Below are 26516 nucleotides of genomic sequence, written 5' to 3' on the forward strand. Positions count from 1 at the left end.
GCTATGCCTTATTATGGTTTTTACGGGATTGATATGTATTATATCGTGCTGGTCGTACCCTGCATCATCCTGGCATTCTGGGCGCAGGCCAGGGTAAAGAGCACGTTTAACCGGTATTCGCAGGTGCTTAACCGCCGCGGCTTGACCGGCGCGCAGGCGGCCGAGGCTGTGCTACGCCAGAACGGCGTGACCGGCGTGCGCGTCGAATGGGTGGCGGGCAAGCTGACCGACCATTTTGACCCGCGCACCAACACCATCCGTCTGTCGAACGCGGTGTATTCCTCCACCTCGGTCGCGTCGGTCGGCGTGGCCGCGCACGAGGCAGGGCATGCGGTGCAGTACGCGGTCGGATATTTCCCCATCCGTCTGCGCGCGGCCATTATTCCAGTGACGCAGTTCGGCTCAATGGCCGCGTTCCCGCTGATTATTCTGGGGCTGTTTATGAATTCGGGCATTCTGATCGACCTCGGCATCTGGGCGTTCGCGCTGTCGACCGTGTTCCAGCTGGTGACCCTGCCGGTTGAGGTCAACGCGTCCAACCGCGCGCTCGCTGCGATCGAGCAGGGCGGCTTGCTGACCGAGGACGAGTATCCGATGGCAAAGAAGACGCTGACCGCCGCCGCAATGACCTATTTCGCGGCGCTCGCCGTATCGTTCGCGCAGCTGTTGCGCCTGCTGCTGATTTTCGGGGGACGGAACCGCCATGATTGATAAGCGTCCGCGCACCCCGCGCGAGGCTGCAGCATTTTCCCTGTTTTCCATGCAGGAGGAGGGCGCGTGGTCGGACGGGGCGCTGCACCACTACCTCGCCCGCGCGGGGCTGGCCGGCCGAGACGCGGCGCTGGCCGCGCGGCTCACCTACGGCACGGTGCAGAACGAGCTGCTGCTCGACTGGTACCTGCGGCAGTTTTCCAGCGTGCGGCTGAAAAAGATCGCGCCGCGCGTGCTGGCCTGCCTGCGCATGGGTCTGTACCAGCTCATCCTGTTGGACAAGATCCCCGCGCACGCGGCGGTATCCGAAACGGTCGCGCTGGTGCGGCGGTACTGCCGTGCGAACGAACGCACGACGTCGTTTGTCAACGCGGTGCTGCGCCGTGCGGCGCAGGTCGCGGAAGCCGGCGCGCTGCCGGCGCCCGACTGTCCGGATAAGGAGAGCTATTACGCGCTGCGGTACAGCCATCCTGAATGGCTGGTACGGCTGTGGTCGGCGCAGTTCGGCCTGAAGACAGCCGAGGCGCTCTGCCGTGCGGACAACGCGGACACGCCGGTTTCCGTACGTGTCAACACGATGAAAACCACGCCAGGGGCAGCCCGCCGCGAGCTGGAAGCGGCGGGGCTGACGGTTACGCCGCACCGCGACTTTCCGGAGATCCTGCTGTGTACCGGCGGGGATGCGGCCGCGCTGCCCGCGTTCGCCGAGGGGCGTATCACCGTACAGGACGCGGCGAGCGCGTTAGCGGCCGCGGTGGCCGATCCCCAGCCGGGGGACGCCGTACTCGACTGCTGCGCCGCGCCGGGCGGCAAAAGCTTTGTCATGGCCGAACGCATGTGGGGTAAGGGCAGCGTCATATCCTGCGATATTTATGAACATAAGCTCAAGCGCATCCGGGCGGGTGCGGCGCGGCTCGGACTGCCGAACATCCGCACCACCCTGCAGGACGCCGCCGCGCCGCGCGCGGACTGGGTCGGCACGGCGGATGTGGTGCTGTGCGACGTGCCGTGCTCCGGTTTCGGCATCATCCGCAAAAAGCCCGAGATCCGCTATAAGGATCCGGCTGGACTGGAGGAGCTTCCCGCTTTGCAGGCGGCGATTTTACAGAACTGCGCGCGGTATGTGCGGCCGGGCGGCACGCTAGTCTATTCCACCTGCACGATCCTGCGGCGCGAAAACGAGGACGTGGTGCGCGCCTTTTTGGAGCACAACGCGGATTTCGCCGCTGTTCCGTGGGCGCATCCGGTGTGCGGCGCGCGGAAGGACGGGATGGCGACTTTGCTGCCGCCCGTACATGATACCGACGGCTTTTTCATTGCCAAGCTGAGGAGAAACGCATGACAGAAATCAAATCCCTGACAATCGAAGAGCTGAAAAACGCGCTGGCGGACATGGGCGAGAAGCCCTTCCGCGCGGGACAGATCTTCAAATGGCTCCACCAGGGGGTAGAGTCCTTTGAAGAGATGTCCAACCTGTCCAAGGACCTGCGCGCGCGGCTGGCCGAGCGTTTCGTGTTGACCGTGCCGCAGGTCGTGCGCAGGCAGGTCAGCCAGGTGGACGGCACGGTCAAATACCTGTGGCGCCTGCGGGACGGGGACTGCGTGGAGTCCGTGCTCATGCACTATGAGCACGGCGTGTCCGTGTGCGTTTCCACGCAGGTCGGGTGCCGCATGGGGTGCCGGTTCTGCGCGTCCGGACTGAATGGGCTTAAGCGCCACCTGTCCGCGGGCGAGATCCTGGACGAGATTCTGTTCATGCAGAAGGACAGCGGCGAAGCGGTATCCAACATCGTGCTTATGGGTACGGGTGAGCCGCTGGACAATTACGACAATGTGCTCAGGTTCCTGCATTTGGTGAGCTGTCCGGAGGGGGTAAATATTGGACAGCGGCATATCTCCTTGTCAACCAGCGGAATTGCTGATAAAATAGAGAGGTTAGCAGGGGAGAAGCTGCAGATCACCCTGTCCGTGTCGCTGCACGCGCCGGACGACGAGACGCGCTCCTCCATTATGCCGGTGAACGAGGCGTATCCGGTCGAGCGGCTCATGCGCGCGTGCCGGTATTATTTCGATACCACCGGCCGCCGTATTTCCTATGAGTACATGATGGCGCGGGATATGACCGACCGCATCTGGCAGGCCGAAAAGCTGGCAAAGCTGCTGCGCGGCCGGCCGGCGCATGTCAACCTGATCCCGCTTAACGAGGTGGCCGAAAGCCCGCTGCGGCCTTCGCGGCCGGAGGTCGTGCGCCGCTTTCAGCAGGCGCTGGAAAACCGCGGCGTGACCGCGACCGTGAGGAGGCGGCTCGGTCCGGATATCGACGCGGCCTGCGGCCAGCTCCGGCGCAGGGAGCTTGGCCGGACAGCGGCGGACGGCGCAGAATAAACGGTTTGCCCGCAAAAGCGCGTCCCGTGCGGGGGCGCGGGGAACGGGGATGCGGATGAGGAGCGTGCGCATCCCCTGTAAACGGGGGCTGCGGCTCCCTGTCAAGACGCAGGAGGTGTTCTGTTGTGGAATGGTTCGGCTTGACCGATAAGGGGCGCGTGCGTCCGACCAACCAGGATATTTACCAGATCGAGGTGCGCGAGCCGAGCGAGTCCGCGCTGCTTGTGGTGTGCGACGGTATGGGCGGCGCGAACGCTGGCAACGTGGCGAGCCGCTTTGCCGCGCAGGTGTTCGTGGAGGAGGTGCGGCCCCAGTTGGATGGTGAGCTGGGGGAAAAAACGCGCCAGCAGGCGTTGACCGCGGCGCTCGACGCCGCAAACGGCACGGTGTTCGCTCTGGCGGGGCGGCAGCCCGAATTCCGCGGCATGGGTACGACGCTGGTCGCGGCACTCGTCAAAGGGGAGCAGGCGACTATCCTCAACGTGGGGGACAGCCGCGCTTACCTGTTCGACGGGGAACGGCTGCGCCAGATCACTGAGGACCATTCCTATGTGGAGGAGATGCGCCGCCAGGGCCGTATCACCGAGGCGGACGCGCGCACCCATCCGCAGAAGAACCTGATCACCCGCGCGGTCGGCGTGGAACCGGACGTTGAGGGCGACCTATTCGAGGTGCGCTTGAAGGAGGACGAGGTTCTGCTGCTTTGCTCGGACGGGCTGAGCGGCATGGCGGAGGACGCGCAGATCGCGCAGACCATCCGCAGCGCGAAAACGCTCGCGCTGGCGGGCGACGCGCTGCTGACCCTTGCGCTGGAAGGCGGCGGCCGCGACAATATCACCGTTGCGCTGTTCACCCGCGGCGCGGGAGAGGAGGCGTGACCGCATATGGATAAATACATCGGCAAACTGCTCGGCGGCCGGTACGAAATCATCGACGTGGTCGGCGTGGGCGGAATGGCGGTCGTCTACCGCGCGCGCTGCCATGTGCTCAACCGCTATGTGGCGGTCAAGATCCTCAAGGACGAATATGCCAGGGATCCGGATATCCGCAAGCGCTTTTCCATCGAGTCGCAGGCGGTCGCCAAGCTGTCGCACCACAATATTGTGTCGGTTTATGATGTCGGCAGCGACAACGGCACGGATTATATCGTCATGGAGCTGATGGAGGGCGTCACGCTCAAGGAATACCTGCAGAAAAAAGGGCATCTGCCTTGGCAGGAGGCGTTGTTTTTCGCGCAGCAGATCTGCCGCGCGCTGGTACACGCCCATTCCCGCGGCATCATCCATCAGGATATCAAGCCGCAGAACGTTATTATCCTGCGGGACGGCACCGCCAAGTTGACCGACTTCGGCATTGCCTCCTTTGCTACAACACAGGAGACCCGCGTCGTGCAGGAGGCCATCGGCTCGGTGCATTATATCTCGCCCGAACAGGCTAAGGGTTCCAAGATCGATTACCGGACGGATATCTACTCGCTCGGCGTCGTGATGTACGAAATGCTGACGGGCAAGCTGCCGTTTGAGGGCGAAACCGCGCTGCAGGTCGTTATGCAGCACCTGAACGCGGTGCCGCTTGCGCCGAGCGAGCGGCAGCCCGACGTTCCCAAGGGGCTGGACGAAGTCGTGATGCACGCGATGTGCGCGAATATCAGCAGGCGCTATACGTCGGCCGAAGAGCTTCTGGCCGACCTGGACCGACTGAAAGACGATGCGAACGCGCAGTTCCATTACAGCTGCGTGCCGGACGAGGCGGGCGAAACGCAGGTGCTGGGCCGCGAGGTGCAGCAGGCGGCGCGCCGCACGCCGGTATCGCCTGAGCGCGATCGGACAGGCGGTCGGGATCGCCGCGCACCGGCGCCCGAGCCGGAGCCGGAAGGCTTTTTCGAACGCTTGGCGGAGCGGCCGGGGCTGGCCGCGGGCATCGCGGTGGCTGTGTTTGCGGTGATCGCGCTGCTGGTGACGGGCATCCTGCTGTTCACGGGCGGCAACGGGGAGCAGAAGATCAGCGTTCCGGCGCTTGTGGGCCGTGATATCGAGGAGATCCTGGCGGATACCGAAGTGACCGGAAACTTCACGATTAAGGAAGCGGACAAGCGCGTTGCATCCAACCGGCCGGTGGGCGAGGTGCTGGAACAGGACCCGGGTACGGGCGAAAGCGCGGTCAAGGGTACGATCATTACCGTTACCGTATCCGCGGGCGGCGATAATGTGCAGAACACCTATAAGATCGTCGATTTCAAGGATAAAACGCTCGAATATGTGCAGGCCGCGCTGGCGGAGGAGGATATCACGCTCAAGACCGCCGAGGAGCCGTCGGACGAAGTGGAAAAGGGAAAGGTCACGCGAACCGACCCTGCCGCAGGGAAGGAGCTTGCGCGGGGCGCGACGCTGACCGTCTATATCAGCACCGGCAAGGAAGAAAAGGAGACGCAGGTACCCAACCTGTTCGGCATGACGCAGAGCGCGGCGCAGAAGGCGCTGGAGGAAAAGGGTCTCGCGCTCGGCTCGGTCAGTCCGGTTGAGAGCGATGCCGCGGCCGGCACGGTCATCTGGCAGTCCGTGGAAAAGGATTCCACGGTCAGCGAGGGTACCGTGGTCAACATCCAGATCTCCAAGGGCAGGACGCAGACGCCCGAGGGGGAGCCGGATAAGCCGGACGATAATCCGGACAGCGGCGAAACGGACAACGGAAGCGAGCCCGAGCCGCAGGAGCCGCAGGTCGGCTACGCGAGCGTTTCGGTCGCGCTGCCGGACAACACGGATATGGCGCATGTGGTCATTTCGGTGGACGGTATGGTGCAGTACGACCAGACGCATGCGACCGATTCGGGCAGCGTGACCGTCCGCGTGAAAGGCACGCCGGGACAGCATGAGGTCACGGTCAGCGTTGACGGAAACGCATCGACCTCCACCTACACGTTCAGTTGACAAAAGGGGCGTATTTTTTGATCGAAGGGATCATTCTCAAGGGCATCGGCGGTTTCTATTATGTGGATACGGCCGAAGGGCTGATCGAGTGCAAGGCGCGCGGCCGTTTCCGCAAGACGGTCGGCAAGCCGATCATTGGCGATCGGGTTATGCTGGAAATCCAGCCGGAGGATGGTACGGGCTACCTGACCGATATCCATCCGCGCAAAAACAGCCTAGTGCGTCCAGCGGTCGCAAACCTGGACCTGCTGGCGGTGGTCGCCTCCGCGGCCCCGCCGGTGACCGACCCGTTTTTGATCGATAAGGTAACGGCGATCGCGGTCCATAAGGGGATCGGTGCGCTGGTCGTCATCAACAAAACGGACGAGGACCCGGGGGACGATTTGTTCCGCATTTACGAAAAAAGCGGGATCGAAACGTTGCGCGTCAGCGCGCTGACCGGAGAGGGCATCGAGCGCCTGAAGGACCGCATCCGCGGCAGGGTGGCGGCGTTCGCCGGCAACTCCGGCGTGGGCAAGTCCAGCGTGCTCAACCGGCTGGACAGCGGCTTTGGCGCAGAGGTGGGTGCAATCTCCGACCGTATCGGCAGGGGGCGGCATACGACCCGCCATGTCGAGCTGCACCCTGTGGAGGGTGGTGGCTATATCGCGGACACGCCCGGCTTTTCCTCGTTCGAGACTGGACAGATGGATCTGGTGCTGGCCGAGGATCTGCAGTACGCGTTTCCCGAGTTCGTGCCCTATTTGGGCCAGTGCAGGTTTACCGGCTGCGCGCATGTAAAGGAAAAGGGCTGCGCGGTGTGCGCGGCGGTCCAGGCGGGGGAGATCGCGGAGAGCCGGCATGAGAGCTATGTCAAACTCTATGAGGGTGTAAAGGATCTGAAAGAATGGGAGCTTTTGAAAGGCGGCACGCGCTGATTTTCGCGGCCGCGCCGGAAACCGAATACGGCTATATCCGCGCGTTCCTGAAGAAGCATCCGGACGCGCTGATCGCCTGCGCGGACGGCGGCCTGCGCCATGCCCGCGCGCTCGGCCTGCATCCGGACTTCATGATTTCGGACTGCGACTCCATGCCGGAGGTCGAGGGGGCCGAGGTTGTGCGCCTGCGTCCGGAAAAAGACGATACGGACACGCAGGGCTGTCTGCGCGAGGTGTTCCGCCGCGGCTGCACCGAGGCGACGCTGGTCTGCGCGACTGGCGGGCGCATCGACCATATGCTCGCCAACCTGTCCCTGCTGGAGGAGGCGTATGCCATGGGTGGGCGCCTGACAGTGCTGGACCGGCAGAATCAAATCGTTTTGCATGAGGGCGGATGTCAAAAATTCAAAATGCCGCCGGAGTACGCCTATTTTTCGCTGGTGCCGCTCGACGCGGTTTTGACCGGCGTAAGTATCGAAAACGCCAAGTATCCGCTGCGCGACGCGGTCGTCACGAGGGCGGGAATGGTCACGATATCCAACGAAGCAATCGCGGACAGCTTTTCGGTAACCATTCGAGAGGGGCGCTCGCTTGTGATCTTTTCGCGCGACTGGACGCGCGTTTTGTGAAAAATTCACACCAAAACCGCCGCTAGGGGCGGTTTTTTTATCCCTTTCGTTTTTGCAATTTTTTGATAGCATACTTGCAAAATGAAAAAAGGAAGCATATAATAAGGATTGTAGAGAGAAACGGGAACAGACTTGTAAGGGAGAGTGCTGTATCGTGGCATTGAAGCCGATTTCCAAAATCGCCGCCGGCGTGCAGGCGTCCACCACGCTTGCGATTGATTCGCTGTTCAAGCAGATGAAAGCAGAGGGGAAGGACGTCGTCGGCTTCGGCGCGGGCGAGCCGGATTTCCCGACGCCCGAGCATATCAAGCAGGCGGGCATCGATGCGATCGAAAACAACTTTACCAAATATACGCCGGCCGCAGGACTGATGCAGCTCCGCGAAGCGGCGAGCTACCGCCTGAGGGCGGACTTTGGGCTGGAATACGCGCCCAGCCAGATCGTGGTCGCGTCCGGCGCGAAGCATTCGGTCTATGTGGCGCTGATGACGCTGTGCGACCCGGGCGACGAGGTCGTGATCGCGGCGCCCTACTGGGTCAGCTATTCTGAGATGGTCAAGCAGGCGGGCGCGGTGCCTGTGATTGTCGCCGCGGGCGAGGCCGAGGATTTCAAGATCACGGCGGCGCAGCTCGACGCGGCGATCACCGACCGGACCAAGGTGTTTATGCTCAATTCGCCCTGCAACCCGACCGGCATGGTCTATACGCGCGCAGAGCTGGAGGCGATCGCCGAGGTATGCTGCCGCCGCAACGTCTATGTGATCGCGGACGAGATTTACTGCAACCTGGTCTATGACGATATCGAGTTCGTATCCTTTGCTTCGCTGGGCGAGGATGTCAAGGAGCGGACCATACTGGTTAACGGCGTGTCCAAGAGCTATGCCATGACCGGCTGGCGCATTGGCTACACGGCCTCCAATCCGGAGCTGGCCCGTGTGATGGGCAATTACCTGAGCCATTCCACCTCGGCGCCCTCCACGATCTCCCAGCACGCGGCGATCGTGGCGCTGCGCGGCCCGCAGGAGGATATGCAGGCCATGAAACGCGCGTTTGAGAAGCGTCGGGATCATCTGGTCGGGCGTATGAACCGCATCGCGGGTGTTTCCTGCATCAAGCCGCAGGGCGCGTTCTATGTGATGATGAACATGAAAAGCTTCATCGGCAAGTCCATGTACGGGAAAACGATTGGGAGCGCGGAGGATTTCGCGCATCTGTTCCTGGAAAAAGGGCTGGTGGCGACCGTGCCGTGTACGGCGTTCGCGGCGCCTGGCTTTGTCCGCTGGAGCTACGCGACCTCGCTGGCCGAGATCGACAAGGGGCTGGACCGGCTGGAACAGTTCATCCAAAACGCATAATGACAGGAAAAGGGAGGACGGATGTCCTCCCTTTTGCATTATTCGAGCGGCTTGAGCAGGCGGTATTCCGTGAACGCGCCGCAGGTGTGAACCTGCTTGAGCTGGAAGCCGAAATGCAGGTAAATCGGCACATTCTCCCGTGAAAAGGTTTCGAGCGCGACTGTCTGGCAGCCCAGCGCCGCTGCGCGGGCGAGCGCGCCGTCCATCAGCTCGCGGGCGACACCTGTGCCACGGTGTGCCTTGGCGACAGCGAACTGCGCGATGTAGTACGGCCGGTTGCAATAGCGCCGGTACCAGTTCATGCTGTGTACGGCCATAACGGGCCGGCTGTTGCGTGTGAGCTGTGCGAGCAGGCGCTTGGGGATGCCGCGCAGCGCGCGGCCGCGCCGCAGCAGATAAATGATCTGCGCGAGCGGACCGAGCGGGGCGCGCCTGCACGGGTCGGTGCCGACCAGCGCGCCGGTGAGCGCACCGTCCGCAGTCTCGCAGACGAAAACATCGCCGTGTTCGAAGAAATAGTCCTGTCCGAGGCTGAGTATGGTCGGACCGACTTGGCGGGCGGTTTCCATATCCACGCCGGAAAACTGCTGCCGCAGCTCTTCCTTTTCATAAAACTGGTCGAACATCAGCGCGGCCAGCGCTGGAAGCTCGTCCTGACGGGCTTTTCTCATGTTGCACCTCCGGTTTGTGGCTGACTTGATGATAGCATGCAGGCCGTGGTCCGTCAAGCCGTGCCGCGGCGCTGTCAAATCAATGGCACGCACGGGGGATTTCTTTGTTTATTGTTACAATGTGTGCGCAAAACAAGGCGGTTTTGCTTGAAATGCGCGGGATGGGGTGATAAACTAAGAGCGGACTGTTTCAGTCCGTTCTTTTGTGTTTCCACAAAAAATGAAGATAGATCGGAAAGGACGACTGACATGAACAACGTGTACGAAAGCCCGCTTTCTTCGCGCTACGCTTCGGAGGAGATGCTGTATACCTTTTCCTCGGATATGAAGTTTTCTACCTGGCGCCGCCTGTGGGTGTCGCTGGCTAAGGCGGAGATGGCGCTCGGCCTGCCCATCACCCAAGAGCAGGTGGACGAAATGGAGGCGCATTTGACCGATATCGATTATGATACGGCCAAGGCGCGTGAGAAAGAGGTCCGCCACGACGTGATGGCGCACGTCTATACGTTCGGCAAGGCTGCGCCCAAGGCGGCGGGCATCATCCACCTCGGCGCGACGAGCGCCTATGTGGGCGATAACACGGATATCATCCAGATCCGCGCGGGCCTGCTGCTCGTGCGCAAAAAGCTGGCCGTGGTGCTGGACAAGCTGGCGCGCTTCGCGGACGCGCACAAGGCGCAGCCCACGCTGGGCTTCACCCACTTTCAGCCCGCGCAGCTCACCACGGTCGGCAAGCGCGCGACCCTGTGGATGAACGAGCTGCTGATGGATCTGGCCGAGGTTGAGTACCGCATTGAAAACCTGCGCATGCTGGGCAACAAGGGTACGACCGGCACGCAGGCGTCCTTTATGGAGCTGTTCGACGGGGACGAGGGCAAGGTCAAGGAGCTGGAAGCGCGCATCGCGGCGGACTTCGGCTTCGCGGGTGTGGTGCCGGTTTCCGGACAGACCTACTCGCGCAAGATCGACGCGCAGACGCTGGCTACCCTGTCCGGCATCGCGCAGTCGGCGTCCAAGTTTGCCACCGACCTGCGTTTGCTGCAGCACCTCAAGGAGATTGAGGAGCCGTTCGAGGCGCACCAGATCGGCTCGTCCGCGATGCCGTACAAGCGCAATCCGATGAGGAGCGAGCGAATCTGCGCGCTGGCGCGCTATGTCATCACGGACAGCCTGAACCCCGCCTTTACCTCTGCTACCCAGTGGTTCGAGCGCACGCTCGACGATTCGGCGAACAAGCGCATCTCCGTGCCGGAGGCGTTCCTTGCGGTGGACGCGATTCTGAACATTATGATTAACGTGGTGTCCGGCCTGGTGGTATATCCCAAGGTCATCCACCAGCACGTGATGAACGAGCTGCCCTTTATGGCGACCGAAAACATCATGATGGGCGCGGTCAAGCGCGGCGGCAACCGGCAGGAGCTGCACGAGCGCATCCGCGAGCATTCCATGGCTGCGGGCAAGCGCATCAAGGAGGAAGGGCTGGACAACGACCTGATCGACCGCATCGCCGCGGACCCGATGTTCGGCATGACGCGCGAGCAGATTATGGAGCACCTGGACCCGTCCGCGTATATCGGCCGCTGCCCGTCCCAGGTGGACGAGTTCCTCAGCGAGTGCGTCCGGCCGGCTATCGCGCCCTATCTGGACGGCGGGGACGTCACGGTGGAGATCAACCTGTAAGCGCGGTGGCCAGACACGGCAATATTGACTTTTCTGCGGTTTCGCAGTATACTAAATCAGTTGTGTAAGAAAACAAAGGAGGCTGTAAAACATTGAAAAAGAGTGTGATTTCTTTCATCGCAGTCATGCTCGTGATCGTTTTGCTCGGTCTTTGCGCGGTAATGGGCTTTACCGTTGCAGGGCGCACGATCATCCCTGCGGTGAATGATACCGAGCACGGCATCCGGCTCGGCCTCGATCTGGTGGGCGGTTCGCGCATCGTATATGAGGCGGAGCTGCCGGAGGGCTACGATACGGGCAACCTGTCCAGCGATATGGAAACGGCGCAGTCCATGATCCGTCAGCGCCTGACCAACAAGGGCTTCACCGAGGCGACTGTCGCGCTTTCGGGCGACAACCGCATCTCGGTCGAGATCCCGCAGATCACCAATCCTGAAGAAGCCGTGCAGACGTTGGGCTCGACCGCGCAGCTCGTGTTTATGGACGCGGACGGCAAGGAGTGGCTGACCGGCACAGATATCAAGCGTGCGACCGCCATGTACGGCCAGCCGACCGGCGCGGAACTGACGGACGAGCATTACGTCCAGATCGAGTTTACCGACGAGGGAACGCAGAAATTCTCCGAGGCGACCGCTTCGATCGCGGCGCGGAAAAATACGGACGGTATGAACTTCCTTGCCATCGTCATGGACGATCAGGCGATTTCCACACCGATGGTGGAGAACCAGCTGACGCAGAGTACCTGCGTGATCTCGGGCGGCAACTTCACGGCGGAAAGCGCCAAGGAGCTGGCGGACCTGATCAACGTCGGCCAGATGCCGTTCAGCCTCAAGCAGGTTGAGCTTCGCTCGGTTGGCCCGCAGCTCGGCGCGAACGCCCTGCAGACCTCGCTGCTCGCGGGCGCGATCGGCATTGTGCTGGTCTGCCTGTTCATGCTGATCGTTTACCGCATCCCGGGCCTGGTCGCCTGTCTGGCGCTCGGCTTCTATATTGTCATTGAAGCGGTCGTGTTCGGCCTGATCCGTGTCAACCTGTCCCTGCCGGGTATCGCGGGCATCATCCTGTCGATCGGCATGGCGGTCGATGCGAACGTCATTATCTTTGAACGCATCAAGGAAGAGCTGCGCGCGGGCAAGACCGTCAAGAGTGCTATCGACTCCGGCTTTAAGCGCGCGTTCACCGCGATCCTGGACTCCAACATCACCACGCTGATTGCGGCCGCGGTGCTGTTCTGGATGGGTACCGGCACAATCGTCGGCTTTGCGACCACGCTGGGCCTCGGCGTTATCATTTCCATGTTTACAGCCCTGACGGTGACCCATTTCCTGCTCAACCGCATGGTGGATTTCCATGTTCGCAGCCCCAAGGCTTACGGCGTTTAAGAAAGGAGGAGATAAATAATGAAACCCAAGTTTCCCATTCTGAAGAATTTCAAGATTTTTGGCATTATCTCCATCCTGCTGTGCGCGACCGGCTTGGTGGCTCTGATTGCGCTGCCGTTCGGCCAGAACTTCTTTAACCTGAGCATCGACTTTGCCGGCGGCACGGAGATGGAGTTCAACCTGCACAAGACGGTGGACCAGACGGTCCAGACTGAGGTGCGCGAGTTGTTTCAGGAGGTAACGGGCGTCGACCCGTCCTCGGTCACCTCGTCGGGCGACAGCAACGAAAACGTGCTGATCCGCTCTACCTCGATCGATTCGGAAAAGCGCGCGGCTGTCATCGACAAGATGGTCGAAACCTACAGCCTGGACAAAGATGGAAAAGATCTATACAACAATAACGACGTTTCCCCTTCGGTCGGCAGCGACCTACAGCGCGCGGCGTTCCTGTGCGCGGTAGTGGCGATCGTGCTGATGCTGATCTATATCACCATCCGATTTGAACTCACCAGCGGCCTGGCGGCGGTCACCTGCCTGATCCACGACCTGTTGATCATGCTGTCGGTCTATGTATGGTTCCAGATCCCGCTGGACACCGGCTTTATCGCTGCGGCGCTGACCATACTCGGCTATTCGATCAACGCGTCCATCATCGTATTCGACCGCATCCGTGAGAACCTGCGTGTGGCGCGCAAGGAGCCGTTTGAGGAGGTCGCGGAGCGCAGCGTCTGGCAGACCATGGGACGTACCATCAACACGACCCTTACCACGCTGTTCACAGTCGGCATGATCTTTGTTCTGGGCGTGCCGTCTCTCAAGCAGTTTACGCTGCCGCTGATCGTGGGCATCGTTGCGGGCGCCTGGTCGTCGATCATGCTGTCGGCAAGCTTCTGGTCGTTCTACCGCAAGCATTTCCGCAAGAAACGTATCTGAATAAAGGGAAAGAAGCGCGTACTGCGCGAAACAACGGACGGGGGTGCGGCGTGTATCCCCGTCCGGTTTTTTTGGAAAAGGAGGGACCCCCATGCGTCTGGGCATTTCGACTGCGTGCTTCTATCCGCAGCCGGTCGAGGAGATACTGCCCATCCTGGCCGGACTGGGCGTGCATGCGGTTGAGGTTTTCTTTAATACGGAGAGCGAGTTCTCGCCGCGCTTTTATGAGCAGTTGGGCGCGCAGGCGCGTCAACTGGGGCTGGATATCGTGTCTGTCCACCCCTACACCTCGCTGATGGAGGGGCTGCTCCTGTTCTCCGATTACCAGCGCCGCACAGAGGACGGGCTGATGCAGTACCAGCGCTATCTGGAATGCGCGGCGGCGCTGGGCGCGCGCTTTTTCACCTTCCACGGGGAGCGCGATATGGGGCATGCGGACGATCCGGCACGCTGGGCGCGCAAGTGCGAGGTATACCGCCGGCTGTGCGGGCTCGCAGCCTCCTGCGGCGTGACGCTCGCGCAGGAGAATGTGGCGTGGTGCCGTTCGCGCGACCCCGCATTCCTGAGCGCCCTGTACCGCGACGTTCCCGCGCTGCGGTACACGCTCGACATCAAGCAGGCGCACCGCGCCGGCCGTCACCCGAGGGAATTCATCGATGCAGTGGGGGAACGGCTGGTAAACATCCATATCAACGATTTCTCAGCCGAGCAGAGCTGCCTGCTGCCCGGGGCGGGAACGATGGATTACGCGGACTTTTTCTCACGCCTGCGCGCAGCCGGCTACAGCGGGCATGCGTTGATCGAGGTATACCGCTCGAATTTCACGGGACCGGACGACCTGGCGCGCGCCGTGAGCGTGCTTTCCCGCTTTTTGACGGTTTGACGGGGTAAATGCGCCCGCTATGGTTGACTTTTTTATACAAGGGGTGGTATAATAACCACAAATGATTCACATTTTATAGGATTGCGAGGGTGAAGCCCGATGAAATGTCCGTTTTGCGGCTATGAGGACAGCAAGGTAGTCGATTCGCGGCCGACCGACGAGGGGACGAGTATCCGCCGTCGGCGCGAATGTCTCAAATGCCTCAAGCGTTTTACCACCTACGAAACGGTCGAGCGCATGCCGCTCATGCTGGTCAAGCGGGACGGTACCCGACAGGCCTACGACCGCCAGAAGCTGTTGAACGGGCTGATGAAGGCCTGCGAAAAGCGGCCGGTTTCGCTCATGCAGCTCGAGCAGATCGTGGATAATGTGGAGCAGAAGGTGTTCGGCTCGCTCGAGAGTGAGGTATCCAGCAAGGTCATCGGAGAATTGGTCATGGAGCAGCTCCGCAAGGTGGACGAGGTGGCCTATGTGCGCTTTGCCTCGGTCTACCGCCAGTTCAAAGATATCAATACGTTCATGGAAGAGCTTAATACTTTGATTAAAGATAAATAAAAATGAGCCCCTCCCCGCCAAAACACCCCCAACGTCTCACCAAAGTAACCAATCAGGACCCAAGGTACGGAAACGTGCTTTGGGTCTTTTTTGTTCAGAAATGAGCGGAAATTGGCGGGAGATCGGTTTTTGATGTTCGGAATGGAACGGAAATAAAATGATTCGGAAAAATGTCCTCGGATGAAATCTGTCCGAATTTCGTGGGATGTTCGGGCGGCTTTCGGCGGGAGGATAACAGGGCGTTTCAGGATAATTCCTATTAAACGGAGATTTTGCAATTGATGCAGAAAAGGAGGAAAACGGTTTTCGGAACAATACGGTGATGAAAATGTGTGTATTGATAAGAAAATACGCAAAAAGTTACTGTATGAGGAGGAAAACAGAGCGCGCAAAATCAAAGGGTAATAGGGCTGCATTATGCCGAGAATTTGCAGGGAAACTGCAAAAATTGAGCATAATTGGACGGCTAAAAATGATTATCCGAAAGCGAGATGCGTAAAAATGAAAAAATACGGCAGAAAGACACGGGATATTGTGTTCTTCAGCGCGAAGAACCAAACGACACTCTGTGTACATACTCCGCAGGCGAGACGTTATGCAAAGCTGCTGGAGGAGGACACGAGGATACGCAGCTATGAAGTAAATCATCCATTGGATGCAGCATGGATCGCGAGGATCGACCGTGTCGGGATAAGAGGCGCCTATCTGCAGACCCAATGGACAACGGACTTTGTGATCACAGATCAGGATGGAGGAGAAGCGGTCCGGGAGATCGTGACAGCGGATCTGCTGGGAAAACATGCGGAAATCGAGAAACTGGAGCTTTCACACCGCTACTGGAAAGCCAGAGGCGTAGAGGACTGGCGGCTTGTCCTGACAGGGGAGGCGGAATAGCAATGTATCTGGAGATCAACGGAAGCATCTATCGGCTGCTGATCGAACAGGAACAGGGCGGCTGGCTGATCCCATATGAAACGCCCGGCGCACCGGTTTTCCTGACGCGCGCAGGATGGGGGAAGCGGGTTGCTGTACCTGCTGAACCCGACGGCCCGAGAACCAAAGCAGAGCAGAAACGGCTGGATATGATCCGGCCATTGACAGAAGAACGTGCCTGTATTACAGATAAGATCCTGCGCCGCCGCATGGCAGTCCGGATCGCACAGGAGCACCATACCACATCAAGGCGTGTGCTGCGGCTGTACTATATTTTTCTGGCACATGGAACCATACAGCTGAAGCGAAAAGCCCTGAAGCCGAAGCGGGAAGAGCAGAAGAAGATATTTGCGGCGGCAATCGAACGTTATTACCTGTCAGCCAAGCGTCCCTCTCTGCGGGATGCATATGATTGTTTGCTGCTGGAACAGTATACGGATGAAGAAGGAAAGCTCTTGCCGGAATATCCGTCCTGGCACAGTTTCCGCCAGTATTATTACCGCAGTGGGATGCACAAAAAGAGCCATAAGATCATTGCGCGGGAGGGCTTGTCCGACTATCAGCGCAATCACCGTCTGTTGGGCGGCTCAGCTCCTTTGTGGAAGGATCACCTCGGCAGCTATCAGATGGATGCAACACAGGCGGATATCTATCTGGTCAGCAGCTTTGACCGCTCACTGGTCATTGGGCGGCCGAATATTTATCTGGCAGTGGATACGGTAAGCGAACTGATTGCCGGGATCTATGTCGGTTTGGAAGCAGGAGAAAACGCAGTGATGGCGTGTCTGGCCAATGCAGCGGCGGACAAAGTCGAGATTTGTTCGAAATATGGTATCCATATGACACAGGAGCAGTGGCCGTCCAGCGGATTGCCTGCGGAGATCATCACAGATAAAGGAAGGGAATTTGAAAGCGCACGGGTTGGTGAGCTCTGCGTCCGTTATGGCATGGAGCGGGAAAGCCTGCCGCCGTTCCGTCCGGATCGGAAAAGCCTGGTGGAAAAAACGTTTGACCTGCTGCAAAGTCGATACAAGTCCCTGCTGCGAGGCAAGGGTGTGATAGAGCCGGATGCACAGGAGCGGTGGTCGACAGACTATCGCAGCCAGGCGGTATTGACACTTGAGGAGTACACGGAACTGCTGCTCCGGATCATTTTATATTTGAACAACCGGCCGCTGAAAAATTATCCGGCATCAACGGAGATGCTGCAGCAGCAGGTTCCGATGACGCCGGCAGGAATTTGGAGATGGATGCAGGAAAACGGACGCTCCGACTTGCTGGAGGTGGAGAAAGAGGAGATCTACTGTCTGGCACTGCCACGGAAGGAGGCCAGGGTTACCAGACGTGGTGTGGAATGGGATGGGTTTGTCTATATAAACCCGGAATTGCGAAATTTACTGGAACAGCTGCGAGGGCAGAAGGTGACCGTTGCTTTTGATGCGCAAAACACTGCAAAAGCGTATTTGCTGTATGAATGTGGTTATCTTCCTTTGGCATTGGCGCAGAGCTGCAGTTGTTATACCGGTATGGCGGCTTCTGAGGCACAGCTGTACCGGAAGCATGCACAAGAAACGATCCATATGCTCGATAAACAGGATGTGCAGGCACGGATCGAACTGTTGAGAAGTACTAAAGAGCTCATCCGGCAGGCGGAAAACGGAGGTATGAAGCGCAGGCAATCCGGCAGTGAGATCTCAGCCAACAGAGAAACTGAGAGGAGGAAACGCACATGAGTATGCGGAGCCAGATGACCGGAAATCCCTTTTTGGAGTCGGTGCCGGAGCAGATGGATCGGGAGACATTTTTCCGCAGGATATACGGGAGACCTCCGTTCCCGCCGGACATGGCAGATATCACACAGCAGGAGAGACATGTTTGCCTGTCATACTTATCCGGTCTGTACATTCCGATGGATTATCTCTATACCGTCTATGATATCCTGCTGCGTGCGATCCGTACGACCTATACGACCAAGACCATGCTGGATACGGTACGGCAGATGCAGGCGCTGCGGGATCATGGAAGTGCAGGCTTTGCCACACAGGCGCAGAGTGGTTCGCTGCTGGGCGTGCCGGGAATCGGTAAGACCTCTGCGGTGCGTCGATGTTTGTCTCTTCTGCCGCAGTGCATCACGCATACGGAATACAAGGGGAAACCTTTTTATAAAAAGCAGATTCTGTACCTTTTTGTCGAGTGCCCGGCAGACTGTTCGATCAAGACGCTGGCGTACAGCATGATTGCGGCAGTGGATCGGGCGATCGGGTCGGAATACTTCCGGATTGCAGCAAGACAGAGCAGGTTATCTGCCAGCGCGTTGGTGACACAGGTCAAGATCATCTGCCTCAACCACGGGATCGGACTGATCGTGGTGGATGAACTGCAGAACGTGATCTCCACAGCAGAGAAGAACCGGCAGATAAAGCCGCTGGTCAAATTCCTTGTGGAGCTGGTCAACGATACCTGCACCAGCCTGTACTTTGTGGGCACTTCAGAGGCGGATCAGCTGTTCAGCCAGCAAGAGCACTTAAAACGAAGGACAAGGGGGCTTCGTCTGCTTCCGCTCAAACCGGATGCAGCATATCGGACCTTTCTGGAACAGGTGTGGCAGTACCAGGTGACGCCCGGCAGGATGGTGCTGACCGATGCGGCGGCGAATCGGATCTATGATCATTCGGGTGGCATCCCGGCCTATATCCTTCAGATTTTTCAGGAGTCGCAGGCGCAGGCACTGACGCAGGGGAAGCACTGTATGGATGAGCAGGATATCAAACAGGCGATCGAGTTGCTGTCGCTCAGTGTGCCGAAGCGGTATGCCGCCGGTACATCACTTTCGGACTTTTCTGTCCCGGTGATAGAAGAACAGGGGCTGTTGGATACAGACACAGCAGAGGCGGAAGTCAACCGGATGTACGCCAAACCCAGAGGGCGGAAAGCAAAAGCACGCAGCGCAGACGATTTGCTGGAGCTGTGGAAGCGAACCGGACGGGCGGATGCTTTTTGTGAGCTCCTGATCGACTGCGGGCTGGCGGAAAGGATGGTTTGAATGGTCGGGTTCTTTCCTTCTCTGTATCCGGATGAATTATGGTACAGTGCGATCGTCCGTTTCCATGTGCACTCCGGTATGGCGTATTGGACAGATACCCTTTCGCTGTTGTTTCCTAATCAGACGAGTTATCCCAAGGTTGGGGATATGATGCCGAACGAGACCATGCAGCAAATCGTAAGACAGCTTCCGGAAGGGGCGCTTGATCTGCGGGATCTCGCCCTGCACCATTCACTGTTCCCGTTCCGGCTGCGGTTTCTCCCGACACAGAAAAAGCAGGACTATCTGGAGCGTTTTTGCAAAGGGGAGGATATCCAGCCGCATCTGCTGTCCATCACTAAAAAACTGCGGGAGCATCCGCTTCGTTACTGCCCGATGTGTGCACAGGAGGACCGCGAAACATCCGGAGAGGCATATTGGCATGTATCCCATCAGATCCCGCTGATGCCGCTCTGTCCCAGACATGGGTGCAGGCTGAAAGCAGCCGGGCAGAAGACGACTATGCCGCTGAGCAGGCAACTGGTCCAGATCCCCGCGGTAAGTGAACCAATCAATAGGGAGGCTGAACCGTGGGAAAAGTCCCTGACCGAATTGCTGAACCGATGGTATACGATGCCCTTTGCAGCAGAGCCAAATCGGAGCACAGATAATCTGAACCGGGCGGCAGAAAACAATGGTCTGTTGGCACCGGGCAGTGTGCGGCGCTTGTCATGGGATACGGAGCGGTTGTATCAAAAGCTGGTTGAACGATTCGGCGCAGCTGTTGTAGCTGAGGCTTTCGGGCAACGGATCACATCTGCACATATCCGCAGGCTGCGCAATATGGAAATCAGCACACCGGAGGAATATGCGCTTCTTTCGATCCTGCTTGGGTTGGGACCGGATGCGCTGTTTGGGGGGCAGGAGATCCCGATTGCGCTTCGAGACCGGATGCAGGAGCTGGCAGACGCCGGACGGCTGTTCACCAAGCAAGGTGTTGCCGCAGATCTGGGAATCCGTACAGAACAAGTGATGCCATATGCCAAGCGCTTTAGCATCAACCCGTTCTGGGTGCAGAGCGGGAAGCGTAAACCGGAGGCGGAACGGCAGGGGTATACGGTAACGATCCATCTATCGCGGGAGGAGAAGCATATGCTGGATTGCTATATGGCGGAACATAACATGCAGGCATACAGCCATGCACTGCGGTATTGTATGTATAAAGAACTCCGGACGTGGCATCGGTCGGGAGGGAGGCAGACACATGGGAAATGAGAAAAACAATATCACGCACGGCTATGCCCGCTGCTCGACCAGCGAAGAGAAGCAGGACATAGACCGTCAGGTGCGGGAACTCAAAGCTGCCGGAGCGCAGAAGATCTGGCTGGAATACGAGCACGGAGACGCTGCCAACAAAGAGCAACAGGCATTGATGCTGGAAACCGCCAAGCCGGGCGATACCATCATTACGTTGGAGGTACCCCGTCTTGCCCGCAGCGTCAAGCAGCTCTGCGATATTATTGATATTGTGCGGGACAAGCATCTGCGGCTGATCATACAGGGCAGTATCACGATGGACTGCCGCACCGATCATCCGGATCCGATGACCGAGGCGTTTTTGCAGATTGCCGGTGTGTTTGCACAGCTGGAACTCGCCATGATCAGAGCCAGAGTAAAATCCGGCATGGAGAATGCCAGAGCCAAGGGCAAGCATATTGGCCGGCCGGAAACAACGCTGGATTCCATCCCGGACAAATTCATGCGGTATTATGCTTTGTATCGGGCGCAAAATTTATCCGTCGCAGAACTCGCACGGCTTGCCGGGGTGAGCAGGCCGACGGTGTATAAGTACATTCAGTTGATCGAAAAACGAATTTAATAATTGCAAGAAATTAGATATAATAGCCATACGAGATGTCTGTTCAGTAGAGCAGACAGCCTTTGGCCTTTGTCCATTGAATTGTCAGTACTGTTTATCTAATCGGCTGATGTGCATCGAAAAGTCCAAGTGAACACAGTAAGCACAGGGGAGAGGGGGTGTAGTGTGTGTAGGATGTGTGGGGGGATAATTATTTTTCTAATTTTTTTATTCATTCCTGTTATTTTTCTATAAACAATAAGATAGTAGTACTACACATCCTACACACCCCCGTGAAAACGATGTAAACTACAAACAAGATCAGCTAATAGTGCTACACATCCTACACACCCCACACCCTAAAATGGTGTATACGGTAGCACTATTAGCAAATCCCTCCCCCCCTGTGAAAACAGTGTATAACCCCGAAGAAGATCCTAAAGGCACAATGTTTTTGTTGGTTTCATTCACTATTTGATAAATTTGGTACCTGTTATCTGAATTTATCATTATTATCGGAGGAAGCTAAAACAGGGGCTTGACGAGATTGAAAAAACGGCTATCATAGTAGACAGAGGTTTCTACAATGCTGCAGTAGAAATGGCTCTACATATACAGGTAGGGGATCGCAGAGCGACCCCCTACATAGGAGTTATTAGTTGTATTGATCGTTTCCTGAGCAAGACTTAGCGCGATATCCCACTAAAATAGTGGCAGGACTTGCGTTACGTCCTGCGTTTCGGGGACGCTTATTGCGATATACCGTATACTGCGCCTCAACCAGATGCAAGAACTCATTGTACGGTTCGGGCGTGTAGTTGAGTTGCTCACACCACTGCTTGTATTGTAGATAGACGCTGGTGAGCTTGATGTCAGCCTCAGGATCTGAGACCAATTCATTGTTGAAAAATGTTGCTATCAGGTCGCAGTCGAGGGTCAGATCCTGAAGCATTTGCTGTGACTTGGTGGGAGCCACAAGTCCGCGCGTGTAGTATTTGGACAAGCCTTCCAGACACCAGTTAAATACAGCTGATAGGATCACAGGATCGCATAGTCTTTCTTTGAGAGAATGATCCTGTTCGTTTAGTGAGAATTGGTGCGCAAAATGAACGAGACGAAGACGGTTGGAGTTATAAATTGTTGGGTCGTCGATGTTCGGCAGATAGTTAGTGGCGATCAACAATGAAAATGTTGGTATAATTTCAACCGAGCTGCGGGCATACATCCCGCGTGCAGTGATGGCGTTATTACCGCTGATCCGCTTGATTAAGCCGCTGTTGATGTGCAGGCGCTTGTCCGGTTCATCAATGATTGCAAGCCGCATGCCAGAAAGACGTACCAAATCTTCGCTGGGCGCGCTGCCATTACTGAATTTCTTGACTGCAATCGTTTCAGGTGCTACGATTTTTACATAATCTTGACCGAGCATTGCCTGAATCGGTGTCAGGAATGTATTCTTTCCGGCGCGCGTTTTACCATAGAATACGAAGAAGCATTCTTCTGGGGAACTGCCCAGTAAGCTGTACCCTATAATTCTTTGAACGTAATCGATGGTTTCCTCATCGCCATCAAAAATCTGCAAAAGAAAGCTTTCCCATATTTCGGATTTTGCCTGAGGATCATAGGTGACAGCTGCCATTTTGGTGATCCGGTCATCAGGCGAGTGGTCGTGGAACGAAAAATCTTTCAGATTGATGGTGCCGTTTTGAACATTTAGAAGGTATTCCGCGCGATCAAAGTCGGAAAACGATGCGACACAGTAGACCTCGGCATCGCGTAGCACCCTCTCGCGAAAATTTCGTTTGGTCCATAACTTGGCTGCACTGTGTGCGGCCTTCTGCAGATCGGGATTTTTTATCTCCAAGCTCATGACGTACTTGTGAACCGCACTAGCCAGTTGCTGGCATTGACCCATTAGACGAATATCGTCAGGAGCCCATTTCTTCCCGTCGTAGATATACCACTGCCTGCTCTCTGAAACAAATTTGCAAAACGCACCAAAAATGTGGGCGAATAGTTGAGCGCCTCCTAGTTCAGTATTTATCAGGCTGATATGATGAAGGGGGTCAAGCGCGGAGATCTGATTAAGTAGTGACTGCCCGGAGTTGTTAAGTTTACCGGTTTTCTGAAGGGCTAATGTAGGGGTGGATGTCGCTTCGAGAGAGGAAGGTGAGACGTGAGGCGGATTAGCGCGGTAGTTTTTGATTGCCTCCTCAATGGTGAGTTCACCGTACGTCTTTCCACCGCGCTGCTCATCCCACTTAGGTCGCATCAGACCTGAGATGCGGAAAATGGCATCCATGATGTTGCGATCGGCACGCGTCCAGTAGGCGGCCATGGAACACAGTGCCAAATCCGCACGACTGTGGTCGCCGTTGTACTCACTCAAATCGCCATCCATCAGCTTCGAAAACTTATCGCCATTCTTTGCATTTCGAGCCTTCTTCAGAATTTGTTCGATCGGAGGCGTCGTTGTCTGAGTTGGAGGCAAAGCAGCAGGGAACTCGAGTGAAGGGGGAACTGTCGGAGTTGGAGTCTGTATTTTTAGTTGATTGGGCTCAGCAAAACGCTGTGCTAACTCGGATATGAGGGTACTCAGGTCACGCAAATCACGATTGAGTCCGTAAAGGTCGCCAGTCAGCGCGATATATTGCGACTGGCTGTAAATTTCGATCTCCGGCCGCTTGTAGATAATCTCGCCGTTTTGATTGCGCTTGGTGTTCCCTGTCGTGCGATCGACATCGGGACGAAAGATGTTGTTTTCCGGTAGCCGGCGGCGCGTCCATTGTAAGGACCCGAAATTATAGTGCCCCAGAATATGGAAGCCATACCCAGACATGGAAACCTCGGTATAACTGCCACAGCGTTCGATGATCTCACGCGCAATAGGATCAATCCAGCCAGTATCAGGATCACGGACAGTATCCAGATCAATAGCGGCGAGACCACTGTCCTTAGGGATGACGATTCCGATGCCGTCATACGCTCCGGAGCTAACAGCTTCAACGGCTTCCTCGAATGAACACCAGGTGTCCGGTTGGTTAGTACGAGCGAGCTTTCCAGTTCTGGGGTTATATGGGAGTTTCCCTTTGCGTACAACGAAGAATGGTAGCTGACGCAGCTCCGGTGGGATATTGTTCACGTTCCCCACTATACCTTGTGATGGCGAAGTCATAGCCGTTCACTTTCCTTTCAAAAAGATCTGAGGTTGTGTGTTAATGCTGGCTTGAGCGCATTTGCAGGTGCCCGGGTCAGCACGAACATAGTAACGCAACGTCGGTGGAGAAAGAATAGTGAACGATGAAAAAGTGATTAATCAATATTTTAACACATTCATTGGTCATTCTTATGAGATTAAGAGAATGTTATTTTGATTTGGTAAAAATCCAATAATTGCAATCCATAATTTGTTTTTAATAATTTTTTTAGCGAAAATGATAAGGGGGATTAAATGGATCCAAGCGTTATCATTTCAAATTCACAAGTTGACGGATCAAGCCGTGAGCTGGATAAAAAAGAAACACTACTGATCGTTACAGACAGCGAATGCAAAAGTGCTTTCAAGTATGACTTCCCAGTATGCGGTATTGTCAATTATATATTTGGCTTAAGCTCAAATACAATTCAGTCGGTATATGAGGGGTTAAGAGTTCTAAAACAGGACTGGGATCAACTGGAGATACTGGACATATCTAATCGTATAATGAAGATAGCGGGGGCATTTGATGAAAAGTGGATGCAGCAGATTTTTTTGGCTTTACCCATGATACCCATTGTGCAGTTGAGAAATTCTGAACTGAATCGAATTCGATCAAATGAAGAGGAAAATGAACAGCAGCGTAAAATGCAAGTTCCAGGCACGGAGAAAGACCGTGGTTGGTTACGCTTGAAACGATTTATAACAAAGACCAAAAATGAACAGCGTTCGTACGCTCGCTCTGAAATGGAAAATTCGGATTTCATAGTTAGAATAATGTTTGGACAAAAGAAATGTTTGGCAGACGCGGGTTATACGACAGATGACCAGATTAGATTTATTTATGGTGACTGTTATAGGTCACATGGAATTAGGGAAAAGAAATGGCCACAGGCAGACCAGATGCATTGCTTGGACGGAATAAACAACTGTCAAGATGCGAGCCGATGCATGGTTGTTCATAGAAAAGCTGAAATGGAGCGTTACGTTAACAGTATCTTTACCCTTATGAATGAAATTGATAAAATCCGAATAGAACTGCCAAGCGTTTTCGACAGGTATCTGAAGAAAGAAGATTTTGCGGAAATCGCTTGGATACGAGAGGCTCTGCAAGATTGCCAACCCGATATTGTTCATAGTTTGGATAATAATGACGAATGGTATGGTGAAGAACAGGCAGAGAGAAAGAAGTTAAATAAGCTAAGTAAGGCGCGGCCACAGACATGGATATGCAAAACAATCAGCGGCTTAGTAGCTGCGGAGACGTTTGCGCTGGGACATCAGAGATCAATTCCTAAGAAATGCAGATTGTGTGGAAAATATTTCATACCATATTCAAGAAGAAATGTGTTCTGCCACAGCAGAAATCCTGAGTTCGGAAACCAACCATGCAATAAAATTGGCCCTCAACTAAACTGGTCTAAGAAATTAGAAAGCAGTTCAGTAGAAAAAGCGTATTCAAAAAATAGGCATAGCTATCAGACTTGGGTAAATAAAAGGCATCTGGAATTAGATGGGTATTTAGAGTCTCAAAAACGTCTTTTGCGTGCACAGGAATATAGGATAAGGGAAAAAGAGATCAAAGAGATTAAAAAAGAGCTCGAACAGCGCCTTGAAGAATGGCAAGCGTATTGCAAGAATGTGCGAGATCAAGTGATACAGAATAAACTACGTGAGGAAGATGCGCTTGACAAAATAAAAGCACCATCTATTAAGAGCAGATCCGAAAAGTATCAGGCATGGAAAAACGATATGCGAGAAAAGGATGGCTTGATATAGGCGTTGAAGCCACTTTTTATGCTGCCAGGTAGAGCTTGCGTTTCTCCGTGGGGATAAGCACGCCCCAGTTCCGCTGCCCTCAGATGTTACCCCGTGGATATAGTGCTCGATCATCTGGACGAGCTCTGGCTTGCGGGTAAAGCGCCTGCCGTAATAGCGTTCCCGGTTTAGGATACCCCAGAAGCACGCCATAATAATGCTCCCTCCTGTTTTGACAGTGTCTTTTACTCTCACTGTCTCTCATGGAGGGAGCAATCAACGTGCGGGGCTCTTTTTGTTAAGGCCAGAATTGCGCTGGATGCAGCTTGTGCTCGATTTGAGCACAAGTGGTTTTATCAATGTCGGAGGTGTTTTTTGAGTTTTGGAAGTTCGTTGATGATCCGTTTGCTGCTTTTCGTGTCAATGTTCGCTGGCGAATCTGATTCTGGCTGACAGGCGATCCTGCCTGACGGCTTAAATCAGTGCGGCTGCAGCGCTGATGGAATGGCGTATATATGCCCTGCCGGAGGCTTCTTCAAATTATGTGTAAACCTCCTGAGTGGTGTAGAATAGAAGCATCACACAGGAGGTTATACATATGGCCAGAAAGAATCGCACGCCGGAAGAAAAGGCCCGGCGGGAGAAAATCCGTGAACTGCTGCAGATGGCGAACATCGGCAGCATGGAAGACATCCAGAGCTTATTTAAAGAGACCATAGCCG

The 26516-nt window shown here is 56.1% G+C and carries 20 protein-coding genes; 18 read left to right on the forward strand and 2 right to left on the reverse strand.

Annotation, left to right across the window (positions count from 1 at the left end; genetic code table 11):
• Positions 1-3 precede the first annotated feature (3 nt).
• The 8 genes from OCV66_RS09490 to OCV66_RS09525 all read left to right on the forward strand — a co-directional run bounded on the left by OCV66_RS09490 (position 4) and on the right by OCV66_RS09525 (position 8923).
• Positions 4-711, forward strand: a complete 708-nt coding sequence (locus tag OCV66_RS09490; protein WP_054326671.1) for a zinc metallopeptidase — start codon at positions 4-6, stop codon at positions 709-711.
• Positions 704-2053: a 16S rRNA (cytosine(967)-C(5))-methyltransferase RsmB gene (gene rsmB, locus OCV66_RS09495; protein ID WP_054326672.1), complete on the forward strand. Its 1350-nt coding sequence runs from the start codon at positions 704-706 to the stop codon at positions 2051-2053. The genes OCV66_RS09490 and rsmB overlap by 8 nt, the downstream gene beginning before the upstream one ends.
• The gene (rlmN, locus tag OCV66_RS09500) at positions 2050-3096 is read left to right on the forward strand and encodes a 23S rRNA (adenine(2503)-C(2))-methyltransferase RlmN (RefSeq protein WP_054326673.1); all 1047 of its coding nucleotides are present in this window, start codon (positions 2050-2052) and stop codon (positions 3094-3096) included. The genes rsmB and rlmN overlap by 4 nt, the downstream gene beginning before the upstream one ends.
• Before the next feature lie 125 nt (positions 3097-3221).
• Positions 3222-3974, forward strand: a complete 753-nt coding sequence (locus OCV66_RS09505) for a Stp1/IreP family PP2C-type Ser/Thr phosphatase (protein WP_054326674.1) — start codon at positions 3222-3224, stop codon at positions 3972-3974.
• Positions 3975-3980: 6 nt separating this feature from the next.
• Positions 3981-6023, forward strand: a complete 2043-nt coding sequence (gene pknB, locus OCV66_RS09510) for a Stk1 family PASTA domain-containing Ser/Thr kinase (protein ID WP_054326675.1) — start codon at positions 3981-3983, stop codon at positions 6021-6023.
• A 17-nt stretch (positions 6024-6040) separates the two neighbouring features.
• Complete coding sequence (gene rsgA / locus OCV66_RS09515) at positions 6041-6940, forward strand: ribosome small subunit-dependent GTPase A (protein WP_207724479.1); 900 nt, start codon at positions 6041-6043, stop codon at positions 6938-6940.
• Positions 6910-7569, forward strand: a complete 660-nt coding sequence (locus OCV66_RS09520) for a thiamine diphosphokinase (RefSeq protein ID WP_147574195.1) — start codon at positions 6910-6912, stop codon at positions 7567-7569. Before rsgA ends, OCV66_RS09520 begins: the two co-directional genes overlap by 31 nt.
• Positions 7570-7729: 160 nt before the next feature.
• The gene (locus OCV66_RS09525; protein ID WP_147574204.1) at positions 7730-8923 is read left to right on the forward strand and encodes a pyridoxal phosphate-dependent aminotransferase; all 1194 of its coding nucleotides are present in this window, start codon (positions 7730-7732) and stop codon (positions 8921-8923) included.
• A gap of 38 nt (positions 8924-8961) precedes the next feature.
• Here OCV66_RS09525 and OCV66_RS09530 read toward each other — a convergent pair whose 3' ends face one another.
• Positions 8962-9594, reverse strand: coding sequence for a GNAT family N-acetyltransferase (locus OCV66_RS09530; RefSeq protein WP_054326677.1), 633 nt, complete (start codon positions 9592-9594; stop codon positions 8962-8964).
• A 249-nt stretch (positions 9595-9843) separates the two neighbouring features.
• On the opposite strand from OCV66_RS09530, the gene purB reads away from it, so the two are divergent.
• From purB to OCV66_RS09575, 9 genes are all read left to right on the forward strand, one after another.
• Positions 9844-11274, forward strand: coding sequence for an adenylosuccinate lyase (purB, locus tag OCV66_RS09535; protein ID WP_147574196.1), 1431 nt, complete (start codon positions 9844-9846; stop codon positions 11272-11274).
• A 92-nt stretch (positions 11275-11366) separates the two neighbouring features.
• On the forward strand, positions 11367-12656 hold the full coding sequence (gene secD / locus OCV66_RS09540) for a protein translocase subunit SecD (RefSeq protein ID WP_054326679.1): 1290 nt from the start codon (positions 11367-11369) through the stop codon (positions 12654-12656).
• An 18-nt stretch (positions 12657-12674) separates the two neighbouring features.
• Complete coding sequence (gene secF / locus OCV66_RS09545; RefSeq protein WP_054326680.1) at positions 12675-13589, forward strand: protein translocase subunit SecF; 915 nt, start codon at positions 12675-12677, stop codon at positions 13587-13589.
• Positions 13590-13680: 91 nt separating this feature from the next.
• Entirely contained in the window at positions 13681-14472 is a 792-nt protein-coding gene (locus OCV66_RS09550) for a sugar phosphate isomerase/epimerase family protein (protein WP_054326681.1), read from the forward strand.
• 99 nt (positions 14473-14571) lie between these two features.
• Positions 14572-15027 carry a transcriptional regulator NrdR gene (nrdR, locus tag OCV66_RS09555; RefSeq protein ID WP_054326682.1) on the forward strand — a complete coding sequence of 152 codons (456 nt, stop codon included), beginning with the start codon at positions 14572-14574 and terminating at the stop codon, positions 15025-15027.
• Positions 15028-15743: 716 nt separating this feature from the next.
• Positions 15744-17693, forward strand: coding sequence for a transposase family protein (locus OCV66_RS09560; RefSeq protein ID WP_262564344.1), 1950 nt, complete (start codon positions 15744-15746; stop codon positions 17691-17693).
• On the forward strand, positions 17690-19003 hold the full coding sequence (locus tag OCV66_RS09565) for an ATP-binding protein (RefSeq protein WP_147574198.1): 1314 nt from the start codon (positions 17690-17692) through the stop codon (positions 19001-19003). The genes OCV66_RS09560 and OCV66_RS09565 overlap by 4 nt, the downstream gene beginning before the upstream one ends.
• Entirely contained in the window at positions 19004-20257 is a 1254-nt protein-coding gene (locus OCV66_RS09570) for a TniQ family protein (RefSeq protein ID WP_147574199.1), read from the forward strand.
• Positions 20247-20861, forward strand: coding sequence for a recombinase family protein (locus tag OCV66_RS09575; protein WP_147574200.1), 615 nt, complete (start codon positions 20247-20249; stop codon positions 20859-20861). Before OCV66_RS09570 ends, OCV66_RS09575 begins: the two co-directional genes overlap by 11 nt.
• Before the next feature lie 634 nt (positions 20862-21495).
• On the opposite strand, the gene OCV66_RS09580 is transcribed toward OCV66_RS09575, so the two are convergent.
• Positions 21496-24015, reverse strand: a complete 2520-nt coding sequence (locus tag OCV66_RS09580) for a phage/plasmid primase, P4 family (protein WP_147574201.1) — start codon at positions 24013-24015, stop codon at positions 21496-21498.
• Positions 24016-24291: 276 nt separating this feature from the next.
• Here OCV66_RS09580 and OCV66_RS09585 point away from each other — a divergent pair, with 276 nt between their 5' ends.
• Entirely contained in the window at positions 24292-25815 is a 1524-nt protein-coding gene (locus OCV66_RS09585; RefSeq protein WP_147574202.1) for a DUF6076 domain-containing protein, read from the forward strand.
• The last annotated feature ends 701 nt before the right edge of the window (positions 25816-26516 follow it).

This window comes from Agathobaculum ammoniilyticum (assembly GCF_025567315.1).
Classification (GTDB): domain Bacteria; phylum Bacillota; class Clostridia; order Oscillospirales; family Butyricicoccaceae; genus Agathobaculum; species Agathobaculum ammoniilyticum.